The organism is uncultured Granulicatella sp., assembly GCF_963528315.1.
Taxonomy (GTDB): Bacteria; Bacillota; Bacilli; order Lactobacillales; family Aerococcaceae; genus Granulicatella.
Genome location: NZ_CAURVV010000007.1, coordinates 21,593 through 44,517, shown reverse-complemented (window position 1 = coordinate 44,517; position 22,925 = coordinate 21,593). Strand labels below are relative to the sequence as shown.

Below are 22,925 nucleotides of genomic sequence, written 5' to 3'. Positions count from 1 at the left end.
TCTTGCACGGTTCTACTTTTCCATTCCTAAAAATATTTATTTAATTGAACCTAGATTATAGACCTTTTAAAATAACTGAACCTACTACAATCCAGAATACTACTGCCGCAACACTTAATACTGTTGCTAATAATGACGCATTACTTGCTAAAATTGCTTCACGATCATATTTAATCGCATAAGCTACTGCTACTGTTGCAGGTGGTGTTGCAAGCATAATAATAATTCCCATTGCAGCTTCATAACCCATTGGTAAGAATGGACGTACCGCAAAAATAATTGCTACAAATATAGCTGGAACTACTAATAATTTAATGACACTGTAGAACCATACTGCACGTTCTTTCACAGCGTCTCCTAAAGAAATATTTCCTAATGTAATACCGATTGCTAACCAAGCTAATGGTGAACTTAAATCAGCCAAATAAGAAATAGCTTTGAATAACCATGGAGCTGTTTTATCGATACGTAAGAAAGCTACCATAACTTCTTTATCTTTATCCATTACAGCAACTTGTGGTAATGAACCTTGGAATACCCAAATTAATAAACCAGCAAAAGTTGCAATTACGATAATATTTCCAAAAATTAATTTTAAGTTTTTCTTCTCGAATTTCATACCACTCATACGAATTAATCCATATGAATATAAGAATACACGATAAGCTAAGTTGAAAATATTCGCATATAATGTACCAGTCGCTCCTAGTAATCCGTTAATAATTGGAATACCGAAGAATGTTGTTGAACCGAATGTTGTTAAAACAGAAAGAGTCGTTTTACGATCCCCTTTCTCTTTCATGAAGAACAATTCTCCTAAACCAATTAAAATAACATATGCAATAAAACCAAAGATAAATACATTTAGACCTGTTGTAAATGTTTCTTGTTTGATATCTTGCATAAATGCTTTAAACGCTAACGCAGGAATCGCAACCGTTAAAACTAAGTTACTAATAACTTTCCCACTATTTGCATCAACAATTCCTTTTTTACGGATAATATATCCGACTAAAATAATAGAAATTGTTGAAAAGATTGCTGCCACAAATGTTGGCGCTGTTAAAACTTTTAGAATTTCAGCTGATGACATCTAAAAATTAACCCCTTTTCTATTGATATTTTTATGTACTCTTGCACATACCCCAGTATTTTACCATATTTTTCATTTTATTTGCAAAATATTTTCTTGTTATGAAAACATTAATTCGTTATGAAAAAAACATTTCATTCAGATGATAAATTCGTATATCAAACTTCACTTCTATTTCTCTGTACAAATTCGAATTTCTGGTTGTTCAGAAGACACCTTTAACAGCACTGCTAACAAATCCGCACTACTCGTGACAGCTATTGCTTGATTTCCCCATTCTACAAAATAATATTGATGAGCATTTAGCGGTTCTACCTCAAACACTCTTGCAACTAATTTTCCTAATGGAGAAAAGCTCTTTTTCACTTCACTTAAATGACCCTCTTGCAACGCTTCTAATATTCCTTTAAATTCATCTGATGGCAACTTTATTTGATTTGCATTCAATACATGCGTCAATATTTTGAAAGCATAATAGGATCGATTCACTTCTCTCGCCTCCTATTGATTTTCCTCTAACCATTGTTTAGCTACTTTCAAAATCGGCAATTCACGATTCGTTAATAATCTTCCCAGTTTTTTGTCTGTTTGTGCTTCATATAAATCTACCGCTTCTTCATATCCAAGCATTAATACCTTCATTTGAAAATCATTCTTTTCATAATCCAATAATGCTTGTTCACCACGACTCTTCATTTTACATAAATAATAATGGTTCATATTATGACGATTTACTGCATGATAATAGTCACTCACTATTCCGATTTTACATAACAGTTCACTATCGATGCCTAATTCTTCCTTAACTTCTCTTACCACTGCTTCTTCTGCATTTTCATTTTCTTCTAAACCTCCACCGGCAGTTTCAATATAAGTTCCTAGTCCGAATAAATCATCTCTAGTAATTTGAACAAAGTAAAACCGGTCTTCATCATCCACAACAATCGCTCTTGCACAATGGCGATCCTTTTGTTCGCCTGTTCTTTCCCATTCATTGTCTTCTAATTCTAAATAAAATTGTAAATCTTTCATACATCTTCCTCCAATCCGCACTCACTATTATATCTCTTTTTTTCTGAAACACAAAAAAGAGAAGATCCGTTAGACCTTCTCTTATAATTTTTGAAAGTTTCTCTAATTTTTCTTTCGATTTAACACAGTATTTAAGAAAATTGCTACAACACTCGCTACTACAATCCCATTTGAGAAAAACATTTGAACAGCAGTCGGCATACTAATAAATAAATTACTATTATTAAATCCAACCCCCATACTAATAGAAATCGCTGCAATTAAGAAGTTATGTTCATTATTAACAAAATCAACCGTTGATAACACTTGCATCCCTTGAAGCGAAACAAATCCAAACATTACAACCATTGCTCCCCCAATAACAGGACTAGGAATAATTTGCGCTAACGCTCCAAACTTCGGCAATAAACCTAAAATAATTAAAAAGATTGCAGCGTAGTAGATTGGAAGACGATTTTTTACTCCAGAAATTTTTACTAATCCAACATTTTGAGAAAACCCTGTGTATGGAAATGTATTAAACAACCCACCAAGTAACACTGCCATCCCTTCAGCACGAAGCCCATTACGAAGACGAGTTGCATCAATTGTTTCAGCAGTAATATTTGATAAAGCCATATAAACTCCAGTAGACTCCACCATTGAAACTGTGGCAATAATACACATCATTGCAATAGATGACAATTCAAAAGTAGGCATTCCAAAATAAAACACAGACGGAACATGAACAACAGCCGCTTGCTGTACCGGTGAAAAATCAACTAAGCCCATACTCGCTGCAACAACTGTTCCAACAATCAGCCCAATTAAAATCGAAATCGATTTAATAAATCCTTTTGTAAAAATATTAATCAAAAGAATAATAACAACTGTAATAATTGAAAGTAATAAACTTTGCGCAGTTGGCTCTGGAGAATTATTTCCCATATTTCCAATCGCTACTGGTATTAATGTTAATCCAATTGTTGTAATCACAGAACCCGTCACAATAGAAGGGAAATAGTTCGCTAATTTAGAAAATATTCCCGAAACTAAAATGACATAAATCCCTGAAACGATTAAAGCACCAAACATCGCTCCACTACCATGACTCTTACCGATCATAATTAAAGGTGCCACCGATTGGAATGCTACCCCTAATACAATCGGAAGACCTACACCAAAGTGTTTGTTTAATTGAAGTTGTAACAATGTAGCAACCCCGCACATGAAAATATCTGTAGAAATCAAATACGTTAATTGTTCACTAGAATATCCTAAAGCTGTAGCAATCATTAGAGGAACAAGAATAGAACCTGAATACATTGCTAATAAATGTTGTAACCCTAAAACTGCTGCTTGCGAGTGCTTTTGTTGTTGCATTATAAATCTGCCTCCTTAAAAATAACATTCCCATTTTCAAAACGCTCAATACGAGCTAATGATAATACTGGATAACCAGCCTCTTCTATCAATCCACGACCATCTTGGAATGATTTTTCAATGACAATTCCTACCGCTTCTACTTTAGCACCTGCTTGTTTAATGATTTCAATCAAACCTTTAGCAGCTTGACCATTTGCTAAGAAGTCATCAATAATCAATACTTTATCTTCCGTAGAAAGATATTTACCGGCAATAGATACCGTATTACTTACTTTTTTAGTAAAGGAATATACTTCAGCAGTTAGCACTCCTTCATTCATCGTAATATTTTTAGATTTCTTTGCAAAAATCATTGGAACATCTAATTTGTCAGCTACATAAACCGCTGGAGCAATACCGGACGCTTCAATTGTTACAACTTTTGTAATTCCGACATTCGCAAATTTTTCTGCAAAAACTTTTCCAATTTCATGCATTAGACGAATATCCACTTGGTGCGTTAAAAAGGAATCCACTTTAAGAATATTCTCACCTAAAACATGACCATCTTTCAAAATGCGTTCTTCTAGTAATTTCATAAGTCCTCCTACTAATCAAATAGTTTTCTTACTTCCTCACAATACTTTACCCCAAACAAAAAGCATACATTTACACTCTTGTTCGTTTGGAATATCTGTATTTTAATACTTACATTTTGTAAAATCAATAGTTTATTTATGAAATTTTAATTAAAAACGAACAATAAGTTTTATTCTTAATTGAAATATTCATTTTTAGGCAACAAAAAAGGCCGGACATAATCGTCCGACCTTGAAAGTTTCATTAAAAATTATTTTAATGTTACAGAAGCTCCAACTTCTTCTAATTGAGCTTTTAATGCTTCTGCTTCTTCTTTAGCAACGCCTTCTTTTAAGATTCCAGGAGCGCCATCAACTAAAGCTTTAGCTTCTTTTAATCCTAAACCAGTAGCTTCACGAACAACTTTAATTACTTTAATTTTGTTGTCGCCTGCAGATGTTAATTCTACATCGAAGTCTGATTTTTCTTCAGCAGCTTCACCAGCGCCACCAGCTACTACAGCTACAGGAGCTGCTGCTGTTACGCCAAATTCTTCTTCGATTGCTTTTACTAAGTCGTTTAATTCTAATACAGTTGCTTCTTTAATGTCAGCAATGATTTGTTCAATGTTTAATGCCATTTTAAAATTCCTCCATTTTGGTTAATTAATTTTTATTATTTTTTGATTAGCTAGCTAGCTTTAAGCAGCTGCGCCATCTTTTTGATCTGCAACGGCTTTGAATACCAATGCAGTGTTGCGAACTGGTGCTTGTAATACTGATAATAGCATTGATAGTAAGCCTTCGCGGTTTGGTAATTTTGCAAGAGCTTCGATTTCTTCTTTAGAAGAAACTTTACCTTCGATTACACCTGCTTTAATTTCTAAAGCTTCAACTTTTTTAGCAAAGTCAGCTAAGATTTTAGCAGGAGCTACTACGTCATCGTTACTGAAAGCTACAGCTGATGGTCCTTTGAAAATGTCATCCATTCCTTCTAAACCAGCTTCTTTAGCTGCACGTGATAAGATGCTGTTTTTTACAACTGCAAATTGTACACCTGCGTTACGTAATTCTGTACGTAAGTTTGTTGCTTGTTCTACTGTAATTCCTAAATAATCCACAACTACAACAGATGTTGCGTTTTTGAATTGTTCAGCAACTTCAGAAACTTGTTGCGCTTTTTTAGCAATAATTGCTTCACTCATCTTCGTGTTTCACCTCCTGAATTTTAGGTAGGGCATAAAAAAACTCTATGCCCACAAAGACATAGAGAAATAAGATCAACTTGTTCTCCCTCGGTAGGATATTAAGGCTAAAGCCTCCTACTGTCTTCGGTCGCATTCAACTAGAAAATAGTTTACAGGAACAAAAAGTACTTGTCAACTATTTTTTTGTATTTTTGAATATTTTTTGCTTACTCTCCTAAAATGAGTTTTGTTAACTCTTCAGAAGTGACTGCTCCAAAATATTCTGTTAACTCAAATGTATCTAATACAGCTTTAATATCTTCTTCTACCATACGAACGCCAATCAATTGAGTTTCTACATCTTGAATTTCTCGTTTAGAGAAGAAATCTCCACGAATACTACATTTTGTAATTCTTCCTTGTTCTACTTCTAAGTATACTTGAATTGTTCCTGCTTTAAATCTTCCATCACGGTAGTCACTATATTGTGGAGATTCTCCATAATTCCAGTCCCAATTTTTATACTTTTTAGCTGTCAATTCATCAATAGCTTTCCAGTCTTCTTCCGTTAATACATAACGTTTGGCTTCATCAATGGAATCAATTCCTAACAACTTACAAGTCATTAAGTTTTTAAACTCATCAATCGTAATATCTTGATATTCTGGTGCTAAATTCGGACGAATTGAACCTACTCTTGCTCTTGTAGATTGAATCCCTTTTGATTGTAATTTCTTTTTGTTTGGATTCAAAACTTTTTCCATTGCATCATAATCCACATCTAATAGTAAAGAATAACCTCCATAAACACGACCATTACTAATCGTCATCGCAGCTCCAGAAACTTTCTTCCCATCAATCGTTAAGTCATTTCGACCCGTTTTTTCTACTCCTGTCGCCCCTAATTCATGAAGAGCTTTAATTGCAGGAGCATATGTTCTTTCAAAATCTCCAAACACTCCATTATCTTGAATTAAATAACAAACATTTACAGCACCTGAATCTACATATACGGCACCACCACCCGTATCTCTTCTAACGACTTGAATATTATTTTCTTTTAAATATTGTTCATTCACTTCTGCAACTGTATTTTGGAATTTACCAATTTCCACTTTTGGATCACAGTAATAAGGGAATAAAATATCATCATCTAAAAATACATTTTGTTGCACATACACTTGCATTGCAAGAGCTACTGCTCCGTCTGTAACATACTTTCCATTTCTAATTGGTTCAATCAAATACATAAAACTTTCCTTCTTCCTTTAATAATTGATGTGTTTCGTGTATTAATGTTGCAATATTCTCTGATAATAGTAGGGTGCGATTTCGAATGGCTAAAGGCACTCGATAATGTTTATGATTCATACTCACATAAACTGCATTTGGATTTTCTGTCACTTTCTTTTGGAATGGCGTTTTAATAAATTGTGGTGTTGTAAATCCAATTCCAATTTCTAAATAGACGACTTTCCCAGTTTCATATTGTTTCAAAAAGGCATCATAACGTGCTTTTTGTTCAAAGAAATCTGCAGACTCCACCATACCTTTTTCTGCATTACGCTTATTAATCTCTAATGGCGCTCCACATTCTGGACAAAATGGTATTAATTCATAAGGAACTTTCATATCTTTTTGCTGAGCAATCATCTCTCGAATCAATTCATCTTTTCGATAAGTTTGCGGATGACAATGTTGACTACATTGTAACAATCCATATTCTCCTTGAATATGGAATACTTTTTTCATATCAAATCCTGCTACTTCAAAGGCATTATCAGCATTCGTTGTAATAATATGATAAGGTTTTGTTTCAAGCATTTCTTTCAACTCTACATAAGCTGATCCCACTGGTTGATCTAAGTAATTCAATGCAATAAAACGACTTTGAAAAGACCAGTACTCTTCCCAACTTGCAAATTGAAATAAACTTGCTTGTAACATGTCTAATAATTGATATTTTTCTATAAAATCTGGAAAAGCTGACTCAAAACGTTCCCCAATATAAGTGAACCCATCTGCAGCAGACATTCCTGCACCAATTCCTACAACAATCGCATCTGCTTCTTCAAATAAACTTTTTAATTGTTGTGCTTGACTTTCCATCTCTTGTATCGGTGTAATCCACTCCACTGTTTCTCCTCCCTTCTATTTTATAATTGTAATAATTTCCCATAGGCCATTTGTTCTTCATTTGTATAAGTCGATAAAATAATTGTTTCTGGGAAAGTATGTTGCTTAGACCAGTCTTTTACAACCGAAACTGCAATTGAAGCAGCCTCTTCTACTGGAAACCCAAATTGACCCGTTGAAATCCCACAAAAAGCAAGACTTTCTAACTTCATTTCTTCTGCTTTCTTCAAGCAACTAATATAACATTTCTCTAATAATTGTTTTCGAATGGCCGTAACTGGCTTTCCAGGTGGAATAAAAGGACCCACTGTATGAAATACATACTCACACGGCAAATGAAAACTTGGTGTCACCTTCACAGATCCTACCGGTTCTTTTTTTCCTTGAACAAGTTGGATTTGATGACAACATTCTCTTAACTTGACTCCTGCAAACGTATGAATTGCATTATCAATACAACGATGATTTGGAATAAAACATCCTAACAAATCACTATTCGCTGCATTTACAATTGCATCCACTTCTAAATGGCATAAGTCTCCATGATATAAATTAATTCTCTCTTCATTTGTATCTTGGCAACTTTCCATTCCAACTATCGCACCCGTATGATATTGCTTTAAATAAGCCTCTTCCAGTTCTAAATAATGAGGATCCACATCACCAGCAGGTCGAACATTAACGAGTCCACGCCATATTTCTTCTAATTCTGGTTCTGATTTTTGAGACAAATCTGGAATAGCTTCCCCTTTTTCTTCCGTCAAAAAAGCAATCATTTGCTGTAATCGATAAATTTGCGTGTCTTTATTCATCTTCTAATGCCAAAAATTGCGCTTCATCGACATCTGTTAATACAACTAACCAATGTTCTTCTGTTTTTTCAGAGTTTAATAATGTTGGTTCATCTACTGCAGCTTTATTATATTCCACTACTTTTCCTCCAATTGGAGTCACAATAGACATTACTGTTTTTGAAGCTTCAATACTAACGATTTCTTCTTCTGCTTCTAACACTTCATCTTGGCTAAATTGAACAAAACCAATTGTACCCACATCATCTTGTAATTCTGGCGTCATACGAATTGTATAACGGTCTCCTTCTTTATCAATCCATAAAAAATTTGCAAATTTTCTCATTGTATTCTTCCTTTCTACTGATACAACTGCGCTAGTAATTCTAACGCACGTTTACGATTTTCAAATCCACCAACTAGTGGAATCATTAATAATTCATCCGGATTACAAACCTGGCATAACGCATCCAGTTGTTCTTTTACTGCCCGTGAATCTCCAACAATTAACCGTTGACGATTGTCTTCGATTGTTTTCCTTTCTGCTGGAGTTACTTTTCTTGTTTCAACATCTTTTTTAGTTGGGAATGTTTCAAATTCACTAAAATCTTGTTTCCCTAACATCCATAAGTCTAATGATTGAGCCATTTCTTCAGCTTTTTCTTCAGTATCTGCAATGACTACAAAAACCGCTAAAATAAAGCGAGATGCTGTCCCATTGACCGATTTAAACTCTTTACGGTAAGCCGTCGATAATTCTTTTGCTAATACAAGAGGCTCTTGTGGAATATACGGGAAAATTCCATAAACGAATCCTAAGCCATTTTTCGCAGCAATATGAACAGATTCTCCACCCATTCCTAATAAAAATTGTTCTGGAACTTTCTTTGTATAAGGAACCGCAGCATTAGAGCGAATCATTTCTTGTAAATCAGCTATCCATTCACCAAACTGTGGTTTCGTATAATGACTTTTCAAAGCCGTTGAAACAGATTTTGTTCCAATTGAATTTCCTAATCCAATATCGATTCTTCCTGGAAATAGCACTGCTAATGAGCGCATCACTTCAGCTACCTTATACGGAGCGTAATGCAAGCCCATAACGCCACCTGAACCAACGTGAATGTTCTTTGTTTGAGAAGCAATCGCTGGAATCACTACTTCAGGCGCACTAATCGATAGAGCATTTACTTCATGGTGCTCTGCCACCCAAAAACGTGCATAGCCTAATTCTTCTGCAATTTTAGCTAGTTGAATTGTTTCTTGAATGGCTTCTTCATTTGTCTTTCCAAAATCAACTACGCCATAATCCAGTACACTAATTTTCATCGACAGCTCTCTCCTTATAGTTCACTTCTAAACTTCTAAAGAAATCTCTAGCATCTTTATGAAGCGACTCTCCAAAATCCATTAATGGCACAATATCTTTAAACGCAGCTTGAGGAATCGCTAATTCTTCTAAATTCTCCGGTTTAATCGACAATTGAATGTCTTCCGATTTACCTTCTTTAATTTTCCGTGCAAATTCAGGGTCTGTAATAAATGGAGTCGATAACCCAACAAGGTCGGCATGTTCTAACGCTTCTAACGCTTTTTCTTGACTATTAATACCCCCAGAAGCAATGACTGCTACTTTTCCTTTTAACGCTTTATAAATCACTGCATTCACTAATTCGCCTTGATGAGGACCTTTTGCTCGAATTTTATTTCGAAATACATCATGTCCCCAACTGGCAATCGCTAAATAATCAATCGAAGCAATAGTTAGAGCTTGATGGAAAAATTCTAAAAACTCATCAATACTATAGCCAATCTGATTCCCTCTAGTTTCTTCCGGAGTCGCTCTAAATCCTAATATAAACTGTTCTCCAGCATATTGTTGAATCGTTTCTTGCACCACTTTCAACACTTCAATTCCAATACGAGAACGATTTTCTAACGATTGTGATCCATATTCATCTGTTCTCTCATTTGAAAAAGTAGAGAAGAATGTTTGAATTAATAATCGTTGAGCAGAAGAAATTTCTACTCCATCAAAACCTGCTTCAATCGCAATCTTCGTTGCACGACGATAATCTTCAATTACTTGATGAATTTCTTCAATTGTCATCTCATGCACTTCATGCGGAAATGGCGATTGTAATATCATTGCACTAGGACCTACAACCGTTTTATCTCGATTTAACGCATGACTAGCAAACCGTCCTGCATGGGTTAATTGTAAAATAGCCGTTGCTCCTTGAGATTTCATTTCCTGAGCTAATTTTTTCAACCCTGGAATAGCCGACTCATCCATCGCACTAAATCCAAATTCAAATAACTGCCCTTGTTTATTGACATATGCTGCCCCTGTAATTTGTAAAGCAGCAGAACCTGCACGTCTCTTTGCATATAACAAATCATCTTGTGTAATATGCCCTTCTTCTGTCGAAGAATTGGTCACCATTGGTGATAATACAAAACGATTGTCTAATACAATGTTTCCCTTCAATGTAAAAGGTTCAAACAATGCGTCTATTGTCTTCAATTTTTAACACCTTCCTTAACCACACATATTTCTATTGTAACACTTTTCTGACTTTATACTGGAAATTTTTTCAACTTTATCAAATCTTCCACAACTCATCTTGTTCCCACTGTTCAGCAATTGCTAGCAATAAATCTTCTCTACCTTTTGCAGCCACCAATTGTACTCCAATCGGCATCCCTTCACTTGAACAACCAACAGGAAGACTAATCGCTGGTTGACCTGTAATATTCATACGCTGTGTAAACGGAGTATCTTCCACACTCGACTCAAACATCTTCCATACAACATCTTGACGTTCATCGTGCGATAACTCATGAATATGTTCCATCTTCTTGATTAAGTCAGGATCCAGAGAATACGCATCTTGTTTCGGTGCAGTATGAGCAACCGTAGGCAATAATAACACATCATACGTATCATGAAGTCGCATCATCGCTTCCGCATAACGATCCCAATCACCCGCAACTCGTGCATAATCAGCCCCTGTCACCATTAAGCCACTTTGATACATCACCCATGTCATCAATTCCATATCGGATCGAGACATTGGACGTTGCAATTGTTTCTCCATCCTTTGAAACATCACAACAGTCTCCGCCCCACTAATGAGATAAAATCCTTTTTGAAGTTCAACTCCATTAATCGGATCTTCTGTTATTTCACTCACTTCATGTCCGTCTAATGTAAACTTCTGCACCATTTGACGAACAACTTGTTCCACTTCACTAGAAACTTTTCCACCAATTGGATGCTTTAATAACATCCCCACTTTCAACGGACGATTGAATTTAGGAGAAAATAAATGTTCTTTTTGCAATAAAGGGAATGGAAATGGACTTTCTAATTGACACGTTTGCAAATGCCACAACAAATTCCGAGTATCTCTCACCGTCTTCGTCAAACCAAATTGAACAGTCGCTCCATTCCACCCACGATAAGAACCGGGTCCCACCGGAACACGCCCACGAGTCGGCTTCAACCCAATCAACCCATTATGACTAGCAGGCACACGAATCGAACCTCCCCCATCACTTGCAGCAGCTAAAGGAGAAATCCCTGCAGCAACAATCGCAGCAGCACCTCCACTAGAGCCCCCTGCATTTACGGTTTCATCTAAAAAATGACGAACAGGCCCATGTAACTGAGCATCACTCACCATTTTATACCCAAACTCAGGCGTATTCGTTCTTCCTAATATAATAAACCCCAATTCTTCTAGACGCTTTACAAAATGACTTGTCTCCTGACAAATATAATCTTTAAATAAACGAGACCCATAAGTACAAGGCGTTCCTTTTTTCTCTTGCCCTAAGTCTTTTAAAAACAAAGGAATTCCCGCAAAAGGTTGATTACTCACTTGTAACTTCTTCGCTTCTTCTATCGCTTCTTCATAACGTGTTGAAACAATCGCATTTAAACTAGGATTCAATCGTTCTGCTTTTTCAATTGTTTCTAGCACTAATTCCAACGGACTCACTTGCTTATCCCGAACCGCTTGCGCCATACCCGTCGCATCTCGAAACATCTCCACACCTTCTTTCATACTATTTCGCATTGTCATTATATACACGCACGTTCTTTATTGGCAATGAGAATGCATGAGAATTTAGCATATCTTTATTTAATAAAAATTTAAAAGAAAGTAATTCTTATCATTGAATTTCTTATGTTTTTACTTTACGATATTAACCAAAAGGAGGTCTTTTCATGAAAATAGGAATTGATGCAGGAGGCACAAAAACAATTGGGATTTTATATAAAGAAAAACAAGCTATTGACAGCGTTAAAGGAGAAATGGGAAATCCTATTGTTAATTTTGATGTAGCAGTTAACAATGTTAATCAAGTAATCGAAAAATTACTTTTAAAAAACAAATTAAACTATTCAAATATTAGCCATATTAGTATTGGGATGGCGGGAGCTAGTACACTCATTCCAGAACTAACATCAGCATTCAAAGAAAAAATACAGTGTAACTTTTCAATTGAATCAGATTTAAAAATGAGTCATATTGCTACTTTTAAAAATAAAGATGGTAATCTTTTTATAGCAGGAACTGGTTCTTCACTTTTATGCAGAAAAAATGAACAATTTATTCAAAAAGGTGGTTGGGGACACATAATTGGTGATGAAGGAAGTGGATATTGGATTGGAAAACAAATTCTAAGAACATACGTAAACTTCTTAGATTATAACGAAAGTCCTCTAGACTTTCTTGATTTACTACCTACTATTCAACAAATTTTCCCAAATCGTCAATCGATTATAAACACGGTATATAACAGCCCTAAAACAGAAGTAGCAAAATTGGCAACTTTATACTTAGATTACAGCAATAATATTTTTCTAGCGTCTATCGCTCAACAAGCAGGAAAAGATATTGCTAAAGCTTTATTATCTTGTAATCAAGAAAATAATATTACTGTTGCTTTTGAAGGTAGTGTTATTAAAAACAATCCCCATGTATTAAATAGTATTTTGAATGAAATCGAATCACACAATAAGACTTTAACAATTATTCCTTCTCGCCCAGCAAACGAGAGTGTCTTCTACTTCTAAAAAATAAACCTATTGCAGTTGGTCTACAATAGGTTTATTTGTTTTATATAGTTGGATAGGTTATCTGCCCTAAAATCACACTTTTACTTGCTCCTGTTGCAGAAGGTACATTTGAAGGTCTCATATGATAAGTTTGATTACCTAACATTACAAAAGCTATCGCTTCCTTCGCCTCTGAAGAATACCCTAAATCTTCTTGAACCAATATCTCCATTTCTGGCAATTCTCTTTTTAATAAACTTATAAGGCACTCATTATAAGCTCCTCCACCAGCAATGATACATTTTTCCAAATTATACTTATGAATAAAATATTTTTTATAATGAAAAGCAATGGAATAAGCTGTAAACCATGTTAGTGTAAAAATAATATCATTCTTATTATAATCTTTATATTTTTCTAAAAGCGCATATGTGTAATGCTCTCCAAAAAGCTCTCTTCCGGTCGTCTTAGGGATATCTAATGCAAAATAGGGATGTTTTTTCAACTCCTCAGCCAATGGAGATATTAATTTCCCCTTACTTGCATACTCACCATTTTTATCAAACTTTTCTCCATATAACTTTTGCACTGCAGCATCAATCATCATATTCCCTGGTCCAGTATCAAATGCAATTACTTTAGAAAAATCTCCTTTTTTAGGAAGAAATGTAACATTTCCAATTCCACCTATATTTTGTAATGCAACTGCCTGACTTTCATCTGCATATAATACATACTCACTATAAGGCACTAGAGGAGCACCTTCTCCCCCAACAGCCATATCCATTACTCTAAAATTTGAAATTACTGTAGATCTACATTCATTAGCAATAATAGCAGCCTCTCCAATTTGTAATGTACTTGGGATATAATCAGAAAATGCTTTTGGGATATGAAATATCGTCTGTCCATGACTAGCTATAAAAGCTATGTCCTCTAAATTCACAGAAGATTCTTTACATAATTTTTTTACCGCTTCTGCAAATAACTGCCCTAATTCAAAATTTAGGGAACAAATTAACTCTACAGGAACCAATTCTCTACTACAACATTTTCTTATTTTATCTCTTAAATATTCAGGGATTTCATATGTTTTAAAGTTCAATTGTTTCACCTGAGTATCTTCATCTTTACCAGTAATATCACAAAGAACTACATCAACACCATCTAACGAAGTGCCAGACATCAACCCAACTGCCAACACTATAATTCCCCCTTAATGAAATTACGAGTTCGAACAAGCAAATCTTTTGTGGAATTAAAATCAATTTTTGCAATACCATAATACAGTAAGTCCGTAATAATCAAGAGACTATTTCTAGAAGTAATTGAACCTAATCGAATTTCCTTTTCTTCAATAGGAACAAAAAGTTTAATGTCTGACAAATTCGAAAGTGTGGATTTTAAATTAAATTTGGTTACCCCTATAATTTTCGCACCAATTTTCTTTGCATTCTTAACGACAGTATTAACTGATTCAGTTTCTCCACTATAACTAACAACAATCACCACATCATCTTTTTCTAGTTGGGCGATACGTGCCATTAATGTATGTAGATCTCTATCATATATAACATTTTGATGGATTCTAGTCATTTTATGATAAAAATCCAAACAAACAACACTACTACCCCCAACACCTAATAAATAAATTGTTTTAGCGTTATTAATTGCTTCTATCGCTTTTTCTAATTCATGATAATCTATCAAATTAAAAGTCTCTTTTATATTTTGAGTTACCATGTTTTCAGTTTTTTTCAATAATAGTTGTAAAGAATCATTAGGATTTAAAAAAGTTTCAATTTCATCTTCAACAATAGCTACTTCAGTTTCTTTAGCCAACTCTACTTTAAATGCAGGCAACCCTTTATACCCCATTTTTTTAGCAAATCTAACCCAAGCAGATGCAGAAGTCTTTGTAACATCTCCTAACTCTTTTGCATTAGAATCCAATACTAATTGTCTGTTTTTTAAAATAAAATCTGCTATCACATATTCTGTATCTGTAAAAGCATTTATTGAACTTTTAATTTTATATAATACACTCATTCTACATTCTCTCTTTATATCTGATTACTCTATTCTAAAATATCTTCTCATTTAATTGATTCCCCCAGCTTTATGCCTTTGAATAAATTCCTTGTACCAATAAAAACTATCTTTTTTATATCTTTTATAACTACCGTTACCATAATTATCTGCATCTACATAGATTACGCCATAACGTTTATCCATCTCACAACTACCTGCAGAAACAATATCGATAATTCCCCAAGCGATAAAAGCTTCGAGAGGAACTCCATCTAACAAGGCTAATTGTGCTTGTTCATAGTAGGCTTTCATATAATCAATTCGATAAGAATCATGAATCTTATACTCTTCTGTTAATACATCTCTTGCACCTAATCCATTTTCTGATACTATAACAGGTTTTCCATATCTTTCATATACTCGATGCAATGACGTTCTTAATCCAACTGGATCTATTTGCCATCCCCATTCACTAGCTTTTAAATATGGATTCTTTGTAGATACCACTAAATTTCCTGCTGTTTTTTCCGCTTCATCAACAGTAATGACAGACGAAGTATAAAACGATATAGAAACAAAATCACAAGTATTTTCTTTTAATACTTTTTTATCTTCATCCGTAATATTTAATGTAATATTCTTAGATTCAAAAAACTTTGATGAATAATATGGATATTCTCCTTTTGATAAAACATCCATACAATACCATTGATTCATTTGTTCTTCAAATAATAATTTTAGATTATCTTCTGGATTACTTGTTAGAGGATAATAACAAAAACAAGCAATCATTGAGCCAAATTTCCCTTTTAACTTCATTTGTTTGGCTAAACGAATCGTTTTCGCACTCGCTACAAATTGATGATGTAAAGCTTGAAAAACTTCTGATAAATTATACCCATCTTCTCCTTTTAACAAACCTACTCCATTAAATGGACTAAAATATCCTGCATTTATTTCATTAAACGGTAGCCAATAATCAACCAACTCTCCCCATCTTTCAAAAACAAAGTGTACAAAACGAAGAAAATATTTGATACATTCTCTCCCTTTCCAACCACCATAACATTCCACTAAATTTATAGGTAAAGCATAATGATTCAACGTTAAAAAAATCTTTATTTTCTTTTTAACTAATAACTCAAATACTTTATCATAATAAGCAACTCCTTCAGGAGAAGGGGCCTCATCTATACCATTCGGAAACAATCGAGCCCAGCTTATTGAAAATCTATAGATATCTAGCCCTAATTCCTCTAAATATTCAATATCTTCTTCTAAATGTTCATATCCTTTTGTACCATTTCTAAACGGATAATATTGATTAGAATTCGTTTTCTTAGCTTCTTCTATTTTTTCTTTTGTCAATAATCTAGTTTCCTCTGTAGCATTAGAAGTACGTGGCAAATAAGGTCTACAATCTTGTGTATCTAATCCTTTTTTTTCTTCAAACCCACCTTCATATTGACTAGCAGCAGTTGCTCCACCCCATAATATTTTCATGACATCTTCAACCTACTTATCATAATCTAAATTTAAATTTCTGCCACGGTTTAAGTTCATCTAATATAAAATGTTCAACATCAACAACTTTACCAACTACATTCGATTTTCCAGAATTTTCCATATCTTTCAAAGCAATTTGTAATTCACCTGCGTAATGTCCATATTCACTACTTTCAATAATAATATCTCCTCTCTTAATAACACTAGGAGTATTAAAAACTTGAAAATTATGTCCTTTATATTTTACCCTACTTTGAGTTGAACGAATGAAATAATCATTTTGATCTCCTCTATTAAAATGAAACTCTTCTAAAACAATTTTCTTTTCAATTTCAGGAATATCTTTAACTAGTTCCACATTAAATGTTACAAGATTCAAATCCAATCCTTTTAGACTTTCTAATTCGTCTTTAGTTGGGTAACAATTAGAAATTAAAATATCATCTACTAATTCCATTGCAATATGATGTTTCACTTGAACATCTAATGGTAAATTGCGATGAATTTCTAATGTTGGTAACCCCTCTGTTGTTGGCCATGGACCAAAAGCCCTTTTACCTTGCGAAGTCACAAACGCTGCGGTATTTAAGCCATATTTATTAAACCTTTGTGTACATTCCTTATAAAAATCTAAATTCAATCCAGAAAAACGATGCGGATAAAAATTATGACATCCATATAACTTGTACTTGTTCGGTCTATAATCCATTATTGTATCTATTGTATGTACATTATTACTCATATTAATTTCAACAATTAAACCTTCAGTATTATACGTCATAATAGATTCTTCTAAACCCGAAAATCCCGCATCTAAGCGAATTCCATCCGCTCCAATTTCTTTAAAAAAAGATAAATCTTTATAAGATATATTTAATTCTCCGAACACTCTTGGAGACACATCCACAATAACTTCGTAATTTAACTCATGTGCATAAGTATTAATTTCAGTAAATTCCTTTTTTATTTCTTTTGCTGGTTTATTTACAGATAACAAACAAGAAAACACTCTAGAAAAACCTAATTCACTAGCATCCTTAAGATAACTTTTAATTTCTTCTAAAGTACTTTTCTCAGGATAAATCGATAGTCCTAATCTTTTCATTCACTTACTCCTTAAAATATAATAGTAAAAAGCCCTGCTACATGAACAGGGCTAAAAGATACATTCTTATTGCTCTTGTTCTTGAGCTAATAATGAGTTGTCATACATTACAAAGAATGGATAATAAATTAAAATTGATAGCACAATTAATACAACATTTAATACAAGCGCTCTCCAATCGCTTCCTGTTGCTAAAAATGCACCAATTGGTCCAGGAAGTGTCCACGGAGCACTAGCAACAACTCGACTTACTAAACCTGTAGACATTGCAACCCAAGCAACTACACTATTTACTAGAGGAGCCAAAATAAACGGAATAATTAATTGAGGATTTAAAACAATAGGTGTACCAAAAATTAATGGTTCATTAATATTACAAACAGCTGGAATGAAAGCTGTTTTACCAAGAGATTTACCATAAGCAGATTTTGAACGCCAAACTAATAAAATAGCTAAACCAATAGTAGCACCTGATCCACCAATCATTACAAACCATTGATAAAATGGTTCTGCAGCAATATTCGGAATAGGATTTCCACTAGCGAAAGCTGCTGTATTTTCATCTAATAATACTAACCATAATGGTCTTGCTAAAGAGCCTACAATTGACCAACCATGAATACCAAATGACCAGAAGAACTGTGTTAAGAAAATAATAATGACTACTGAAAAAATAGAATCTGTTGCTTGTACTAAAGGTGCAACAATTCCCCCTACAATTTTATGAACATCAATACCAATAAACATCGTAACTGTAGAAACTAATAATAATACAATAACTGTAGGTGTTAACGATTCAAAAGATCTAGCAACTGAAGCTGGTACTTGCGGTGGCATTGAAATTTTGAATCCACTCTTTTGAGTAAAACGATAAATTTCTACTGCTAAAAAGGCTGATAAAATACCAATAAACATACCTGCTGAACCTAAATTCGCCATCGGTAAAACAAAACCTGAAGGTAATGAAGATAAATAATTTTTTAATGGCTCACTAGTTTCTGCTAAAGTTTTTAGTTCTGCAGAAGCTGCTGGGACAACTTTAGGAACAATTGTTAATAAATAAGCAAGTTCAGCTAAAATCCCTCCTGATAAACCATCTAAATCGTATGAAGATGATAAAGAAAAACCTATACCAAAAACTGCATATAGCGTCATAATATACATTGAAACACGATATGGTAATAAAATTTTTGCTTGATTCGCTTGAATAAATTGTGTAATTCCCCAATCTTTTGGTAAAGAATTTGGTAAAAATGCGATTACTAAAAACATAGAAGCAACAATAATAATTGGTAATGTTGCAATAATACCATCACGAACTGCTCTTAAATGACGCTGCTCGGCTAATTTTGCCATCGGTGTCGATAGCTTTGTATCCATAAACTCTGTTATTTTATCAAACATAAATATCCCCACTTTCCTATTTTATTTCCAATTCTTCTTTAATTTGTTGAAGTAATTTTGGTCCTCCTAGAGGAGTGTAGCCTTGAGGTTTTATTAACAAACAAGGAACTCCTGCTTCATCTGCACTAGCTTTCAATACATCATAGCGATGTCTAATTTGCGGTGCTACAAGTGAAATGTTATAGTCTTCTTTTACTTTTTCAGCAAAAGCTTGTGTACCACATTCATCTACAACTAATTCCAAACCTTCTTTTACACCAGCATCATGTAATGCTTTGGCAACTATAGCACTTGACATGCCTCCTGAACAAACTAATAATATTTTCATAATTTCACCTCCACTTCTTTATAAAATTACTCCGGTCATAACAATAAAGTAATAGATAATCCCAATAAGGACGGACCAAATTAAACCTATCAACCAAAATGATTTTGTGATACCTATTTTAGAATTTATAAAAAACTGAGAAAAAGATACTGTAAATCCCGCAATAAGGCTACCCACAATAATAAATGGCCATTTAAAATCAATATGAATTAAATTGCAAAAAGCTGGAATCAAAAACATTGATAGGATAATTGAAACAAAAATTAAGGTAATACTTTTATAACCAAACATAGGAATATCATAATCAGTAATCCCCAAAGAGGTTTTGTATTTTTTATTCTGTTCCATATTTTTTACAGTCCATTTTCTAAATCTAGCCATTGTTATTCCTACTCTCTATTCTCCAACTTCCATAGTCTCTCATTCATTCGAATGATATTTTCCGCTAATGTTCTAACTTCAATTGAAGTCATCAAATGATCTTGCGCATGAACAAATAGAACTGTAACTTCATTTCTTTCTCCAGCCGCTTCTTTTTGAATTAAATCTGTTTGTACTTGATGAGCTTTATTTAAAAAAGTATCCGCCTCATTTAGAAGCTCTCTCGCTTCCGTAAATTTTCCATTTTCAGAAGCCTCAATCGCTTCATAGACTAATGCTTTTGCATTCCCACCATTACTAATAATCTCAAAAACAATCAATTCCATATCCTGCATCAAATTTCACCTCCTAAAATCTGAATAGCACGCTTAATATGCCCATTACCTCTTTCTAAAGCATCCTCAGCGGAATTTCTATCTACATTCATAATTTCCATGATTAGTGCTTTTTTCACATTATGTCCACTTTCTTCATACAGTAAATCTGCCTTTTCTTGGGAAACTCCTGTAAGGGTTCTAATCATATTTTTTGATCTTATCACCAACTTTTGATTAGTTGGTTTTAAATCTACCATATAATTTTTATATACTTTTCCAAGTTTTATCATTACACTAGTAGAAATCATATTCAAAATTAATTTTTGAGCAGTTCCTGCTTTCATTCTAGTAGATCCCATGATAGCTTCAGCTCCTGTTACAGCTTCAATTGAGTACTCTGCATATTTTGAAATTTCTGCATTTGTAACACATGAAATAGCTGCAGTTAAAGCTCCTACTTGTTGTCCAAATTTTAGACCTCCAATTACATAAGGCGTCCTACCACTTGCTGCTAATCCTATTAATACGTCCTTTTCACAAAAATGATATGAAGATAAATCAATTACAGGCAAGTCCATTGAATCCTCTGCGCCTTCTTGTGCAACAAACATCGCATCATTACCACCTGCTATAACACCAATTACTAAGTTATTATCTACGCCATATGTAGGGGGACATTCTGCAGCGTCTAAAATACCAAGTCGTCCAGAAGTACCTGCACCAATATAAAACAAACGTCCACCAATCCGAATCCGCTCTACTATTTTATCTACTAAATTTGAAATTTGAGGTATACATTTTTCAACCACTTTTGCTACACTCTGGTCTTCCGCATTAATTTTTTGAAGAATGCCCTCTGTAGATAAAATGTCTATATCAGTAGTACGTTCATTATTTTTCTCAGTATCTAATCTAGTTATTTCTGTCATTATCCCACCTCCTTGTAAATTTATTTTAACATAAAAGCGCTAACATTGAAATAGTTTTTTATAAAATATAAGACTTTTTTAAAACATAATTTCGTTATTATGATTTTTTCCCTTCTGCAATTATTATGTTCTCCCCTTAAATCAAAAAAATAGAAAGGACTTCCCATAGTAGCTGCAGTACTAGAATCTGGTTTTTCAGATTCTAGTGCTGGAAAATTCGAGACCCTAGGCTCGAATTTTAGGCATGAGACTCGCCTTGCGAGGCTGCTGCCGTCTTCAGCTACTATTTCAAGAAGTCCTTTCTATAAAGAAAAAAGAGCCGAGACAACTCGACTCTTTTCTTATTGTTAAAATTATAGAGAAGCTACGTCTACTTTAACCCCAGGGCCAAAAGTAGTAGTTACAGAAACGTTACGTACGTATTGACCTTTAACTGTAGCAGGTTTGATACGTAATAATGTTTCGTGAATTGTTTTAAAGTTTTCTACTAATTTTTCGTTTTCGAATGAAACTTTACCGATTGGAACGTGGATGTTACCAGCTTTGTCAACACGGTAAGTTACTTTACCAGCTTTGATTTCTTCAACAGCTTTAGTTACGTCCATTGTAACAGTACCTGTTTTAGGGTTTGGCATTAAACCTTTAGGTCCTAATACACGACCTAAACGACCAACTTCACCCATCATGTCAGGTGTAGCTACGATAACGTCAAACTCAAACCATCCACCTTGGATTTTTTGAGCTAATTCGCTATCACCAACGTAGTCTGCGCCAGCTGCTTCAGCTTCTTTAGCTTTTTCACCTTTTGCGAATACTAATACACGTTGCGTTTTACCAGTTCCGTTTGGAAGAACTACTGCTCCACGTAATTGTTGGTCAGCTTTCTTTGGATCTAATCCTAAACGATATGCAACTTCTACAGATGCATCAAATTTAGCGAAGTCTGTTTCTTTTGCTAATGCGATTGCTTCTTGAACTGAGTAAGCTTTTGAAGAATCGATTTTTTTAGCGGCTTCTAAATATTTTTTGCTTTTCTTTGCCATTGTATAATTTCCTCCTATTGTGTGGTTTTAACGGTTCTACCTCCCACAAAGTCCATGAGTGAAACACTCGTGTTAGGGACTTTTGGAAGCTGCATGTTTGTTAGCCTTCTACTACAAATCCCATTGAACGGGCTGTACCTTCGACCATGCGCATTGCAGCTTCAACATCTGCTGCATTTAAGTCAGGTGCTTTTAATTCAGCAATTTCTCTAACTTGATCACGAGTTACAGTAGCAACTTTTTTCTTGTTTGGTTCGCCTGAACCTTTTTCAACTTTAGCAGCTTTCTTTAATAATACTGCTGCTGGTGGTGTTTTACAGATGAAGTCGAATGAACGGTCTTCATATACTGAAATCACTACCGGAATGATTAAACCAGCTTGATCTGCTGTACGAGCGTTGAACTCTTTACAGAAGCCCATGATGTTAACTTGTGCTTGACCTAAAGCTGGACCTACTGGTGGAGCTGGTGTAGCTTTACCTGCAGGAATTTGTAATTTAACTAGTTTTACAACTTTTTTAGCCACGAGACATTACCTCCTTGATTGTTTCGCGCGTGGTTTAAATGGAGATGAAGATTTCTCCTCCCACGTTTTGTTCCAGTGCATACAAATGCACTTTGATATTATAGCAAGCACTCTTTTGAAATG

The 22,925-nt window shown here is 34.2% G+C and carries 26 protein-coding genes and 1 other annotated feature; of the genes, 1 reads left to right on the top strand and 25 read right to left on the bottom strand.

The genetic code is table 11. The features are described from left to right. Nucleotides 1-55 precede the first annotated feature (55 nt). The 14 genes from RYK07_RS03055 to RYK07_RS02990 form a co-directional block, all read right to left on the bottom strand. Complete coding sequence (locus RYK07_RS03055; RefSeq protein WP_314355068.1) at nucleotides 56-1,093, bottom strand: AEC family transporter; 1,038 nt, start codon at nucleotides 1,091-1,093, stop codon at nucleotides 56-58. A gap of 171 nt (nucleotides 1,094-1,264) precedes the next feature. After that, nucleotides 1,265-1,582 (bottom strand): hypothetical protein, encoded by a 318-nt coding sequence (locus RYK07_RS03050; protein ID WP_314355069.1) that lies wholly within the window; start codon nucleotides 1,580-1,582, stop codon nucleotides 1,265-1,267. A 12-nt stretch (nucleotides 1,583-1,594) separates the two neighbouring features. Beyond that, complete coding sequence (locus RYK07_RS03045; RefSeq protein ID WP_314852369.1) at nucleotides 1,595-2,125, bottom strand: NUDIX hydrolase; 531 nt, start codon at nucleotides 2,123-2,125, stop codon at nucleotides 1,595-1,597. Between the two features lie 102 nt (nucleotides 2,126-2,227). Continuing rightward, nucleotides 2,228-3,490 (bottom strand): nucleobase:cation symporter-2 family protein, encoded by a 1,263-nt coding sequence (locus RYK07_RS03040; protein WP_314852381.1) that lies wholly within the window; start codon nucleotides 3,488-3,490, stop codon nucleotides 2,228-2,230. Continuing rightward, the gene (locus RYK07_RS03035) at nucleotides 3,487-4,068 is read right to left on the bottom strand and encodes a xanthine phosphoribosyltransferase (RefSeq protein WP_314852367.1); all 582 of its coding nucleotides are present in this window, start codon (nucleotides 4,066-4,068) and stop codon (nucleotides 3,487-3,489) included. The genes RYK07_RS03040 and RYK07_RS03035 overlap by 4 nt, the downstream gene beginning before the upstream one ends. Before the next feature lie 251 nt (nucleotides 4,069-4,319). Continuing rightward, nucleotides 4,320-4,688 (bottom strand): 50S ribosomal protein L7/L12, encoded by a 369-nt coding sequence (gene rplL, locus RYK07_RS03030; protein ID WP_006703256.1) that lies wholly within the window; start codon nucleotides 4,686-4,688, stop codon nucleotides 4,320-4,322. Nucleotides 4,689-4,748: 60 nt separating this feature from the next. Further along, nucleotides 4,749-5,252, bottom strand: coding sequence for a 50S ribosomal protein L10 (gene rplJ, locus RYK07_RS03025; RefSeq protein WP_314076807.1), 504 nt, complete (start codon nucleotides 5,250-5,252; stop codon nucleotides 4,749-4,751). A 28-nt stretch (nucleotides 5,253-5,280) separates the two neighbouring features. Further along, nucleotides 5,281-5,400: a sequence feature (ribosomal protein L10 leader region), on the bottom strand. A gap of 61 nt (nucleotides 5,401-5,461) precedes the next feature. Further along, nucleotides 5,462-6,484, bottom strand: coding sequence for a lipoate--protein ligase (locus tag RYK07_RS03020; RefSeq protein WP_314852365.1), 1,023 nt, complete (start codon nucleotides 6,482-6,484; stop codon nucleotides 5,462-5,464). Further along, nucleotides 6,471-7,343, bottom strand: coding sequence for an NAD-dependent deacetylase (locus RYK07_RS03015; RefSeq protein WP_314852380.1), 873 nt, complete (start codon nucleotides 7,341-7,343; stop codon nucleotides 6,471-6,473). The genes RYK07_RS03020 and RYK07_RS03015 overlap by 14 nt, the downstream gene beginning before the upstream one ends. A gap of 47 nt (nucleotides 7,344-7,390) precedes the next feature. Further along, the gene (locus RYK07_RS03010; RefSeq protein ID WP_314852363.1) at nucleotides 7,391-8,182 is read right to left on the bottom strand and encodes a protein-ADP-ribose hydrolase; all 792 of its coding nucleotides are present in this window, start codon (nucleotides 8,180-8,182) and stop codon (nucleotides 7,391-7,393) included. Then, complete coding sequence (locus RYK07_RS03005) at nucleotides 8,175-8,507, bottom strand: glycine cleavage system protein H (RefSeq protein WP_314852361.1); 333 nt, start codon at nucleotides 8,505-8,507, stop codon at nucleotides 8,175-8,177. Before RYK07_RS03005 ends, RYK07_RS03010 begins: the two co-directional genes overlap by 8 nt. A gap of 14 nt (nucleotides 8,508-8,521) precedes the next feature. After that, nucleotides 8,522-9,490: an MsnO8 family LLM class oxidoreductase gene (locus tag RYK07_RS03000; RefSeq protein ID WP_314852359.1), complete on the bottom strand. Its 969-nt coding sequence runs from the start codon at nucleotides 9,488-9,490 to the stop codon at nucleotides 8,522-8,524. Next, complete coding sequence (locus RYK07_RS02995; protein ID WP_314852357.1) at nucleotides 9,480-10,688, bottom strand: NADH-dependent flavin oxidoreductase; 1,209 nt, start codon at nucleotides 10,686-10,688, stop codon at nucleotides 9,480-9,482. The genes RYK07_RS03000 and RYK07_RS02995 overlap by 11 nt, the downstream gene beginning before the upstream one ends. A gap of 79 nt (nucleotides 10,689-10,767) precedes the next feature. Further along, nucleotides 10,768-12,216 carry an amidase gene (locus RYK07_RS02990; RefSeq protein ID WP_314852356.1) on the bottom strand — a complete coding sequence of 483 codons (1,449 nt, stop codon included), beginning with the start codon at nucleotides 12,214-12,216 and terminating at the stop codon, nucleotides 10,768-10,770. 182 nt (nucleotides 12,217-12,398) lie between these two features. Here RYK07_RS02990 and RYK07_RS02985 point away from each other — a divergent pair, with 182 nt between their 5' ends. Beyond that, nucleotides 12,399-13,250: a BadF/BadG/BcrA/BcrD ATPase family protein gene (locus RYK07_RS02985; protein WP_314450058.1), complete on the top strand. Its 852-nt coding sequence runs from the start codon at nucleotides 12,399-12,401 to the stop codon at nucleotides 13,248-13,250. Nucleotides 13,251-13,293: 43 nt separating this feature from the next. Here the strand turns inward: RYK07_RS02985 and anmK are convergent, their stop codons facing one another. The 11 genes from anmK to rplK all read right to left on the bottom strand — a co-directional run bounded on the left by anmK (nucleotide 13,294) and on the right by rplK (nucleotide 22,802). Then, entirely contained in the window at nucleotides 13,294-14,436 is a 1,143-nt protein-coding gene (anmK, locus tag RYK07_RS02980; RefSeq protein ID WP_314450056.1) for an anhydro-N-acetylmuramic acid kinase AnmK, read from the bottom strand. Further along, the gene (locus RYK07_RS02975) at nucleotides 14,436-15,281 is read right to left on the bottom strand and encodes a MurR/RpiR family transcriptional regulator (protein ID WP_314450054.1); all 846 of its coding nucleotides are present in this window, start codon (nucleotides 15,279-15,281) and stop codon (nucleotides 14,436-14,438) included. The genes anmK and RYK07_RS02975 overlap by 1 nt, the downstream gene beginning before the upstream one ends. Before the next feature lie 51 nt (nucleotides 15,282-15,332). Next, a complete protein-coding gene (locus RYK07_RS02970; protein ID WP_314852355.1) occupies nucleotides 15,333-16,766 on the bottom strand; it encodes a glycoside hydrolase family 1 protein in 1,434 nt (477 codons plus the stop codon). Between the two features lie 19 nt (nucleotides 16,767-16,785). Then, nucleotides 16,786-17,874 carry a MupG family TIM beta-alpha barrel fold protein gene (locus RYK07_RS02965; RefSeq protein WP_314852354.1) on the bottom strand — a complete coding sequence of 363 codons (1,089 nt, stop codon included), beginning with the start codon at nucleotides 17,872-17,874 and terminating at the stop codon, nucleotides 16,786-16,788. Nucleotides 17,875-17,940: 66 nt separating this feature from the next. Continuing rightward, a complete protein-coding gene (locus RYK07_RS02960) occupies nucleotides 17,941-19,278 on the bottom strand; it encodes a PTS transporter subunit EIIC (protein ID WP_314852353.1) in 1,338 nt (445 codons plus the stop codon). Nucleotides 19,279-19,294: 16 nt separating this feature from the next. Beyond that, entirely contained in the window at nucleotides 19,295-19,606 is a 312-nt protein-coding gene (locus tag RYK07_RS02955) for a PTS sugar transporter subunit IIB (protein ID WP_314852352.1), read from the bottom strand. 18 nt (nucleotides 19,607-19,624) lie between these two features. Next, nucleotides 19,625-19,987: a hypothetical protein gene (locus RYK07_RS02950; protein WP_314852351.1), complete on the bottom strand. Its 363-nt coding sequence runs from the start codon at nucleotides 19,985-19,987 to the stop codon at nucleotides 19,625-19,627. Nucleotides 19,988-19,995: 8 nt separating this feature from the next. After that, a complete protein-coding gene (locus tag RYK07_RS02945) occupies nucleotides 19,996-20,322 on the bottom strand; it encodes a PTS lactose/cellobiose transporter subunit IIA (RefSeq protein ID WP_314852350.1) in 327 nt (108 codons plus the stop codon). Beyond that, complete coding sequence (gene murQ / locus RYK07_RS02940; protein ID WP_314852349.1) at nucleotides 20,322-21,233, bottom strand: N-acetylmuramic acid 6-phosphate etherase; 912 nt, start codon at nucleotides 21,231-21,233, stop codon at nucleotides 20,322-20,324. Before murQ ends, RYK07_RS02945 begins: the two co-directional genes overlap by 1 nt. Before the next feature lie 353 nt (nucleotides 21,234-21,586). Further along, on the bottom strand, nucleotides 21,587-22,276 hold the full coding sequence (rplA, locus tag RYK07_RS02935; protein ID WP_314255808.1) for a 50S ribosomal protein L1: 690 nt from the start codon (nucleotides 22,274-22,276) through the stop codon (nucleotides 21,587-21,589). A gap of 100 nt (nucleotides 22,277-22,376) precedes the next feature. Continuing rightward, complete coding sequence (rplK, locus tag RYK07_RS02930; protein WP_005607816.1) at nucleotides 22,377-22,802, bottom strand: 50S ribosomal protein L11; 426 nt, start codon at nucleotides 22,800-22,802, stop codon at nucleotides 22,377-22,379. Nucleotides 22,803-22,925: the final 123 nt, after the last annotated feature.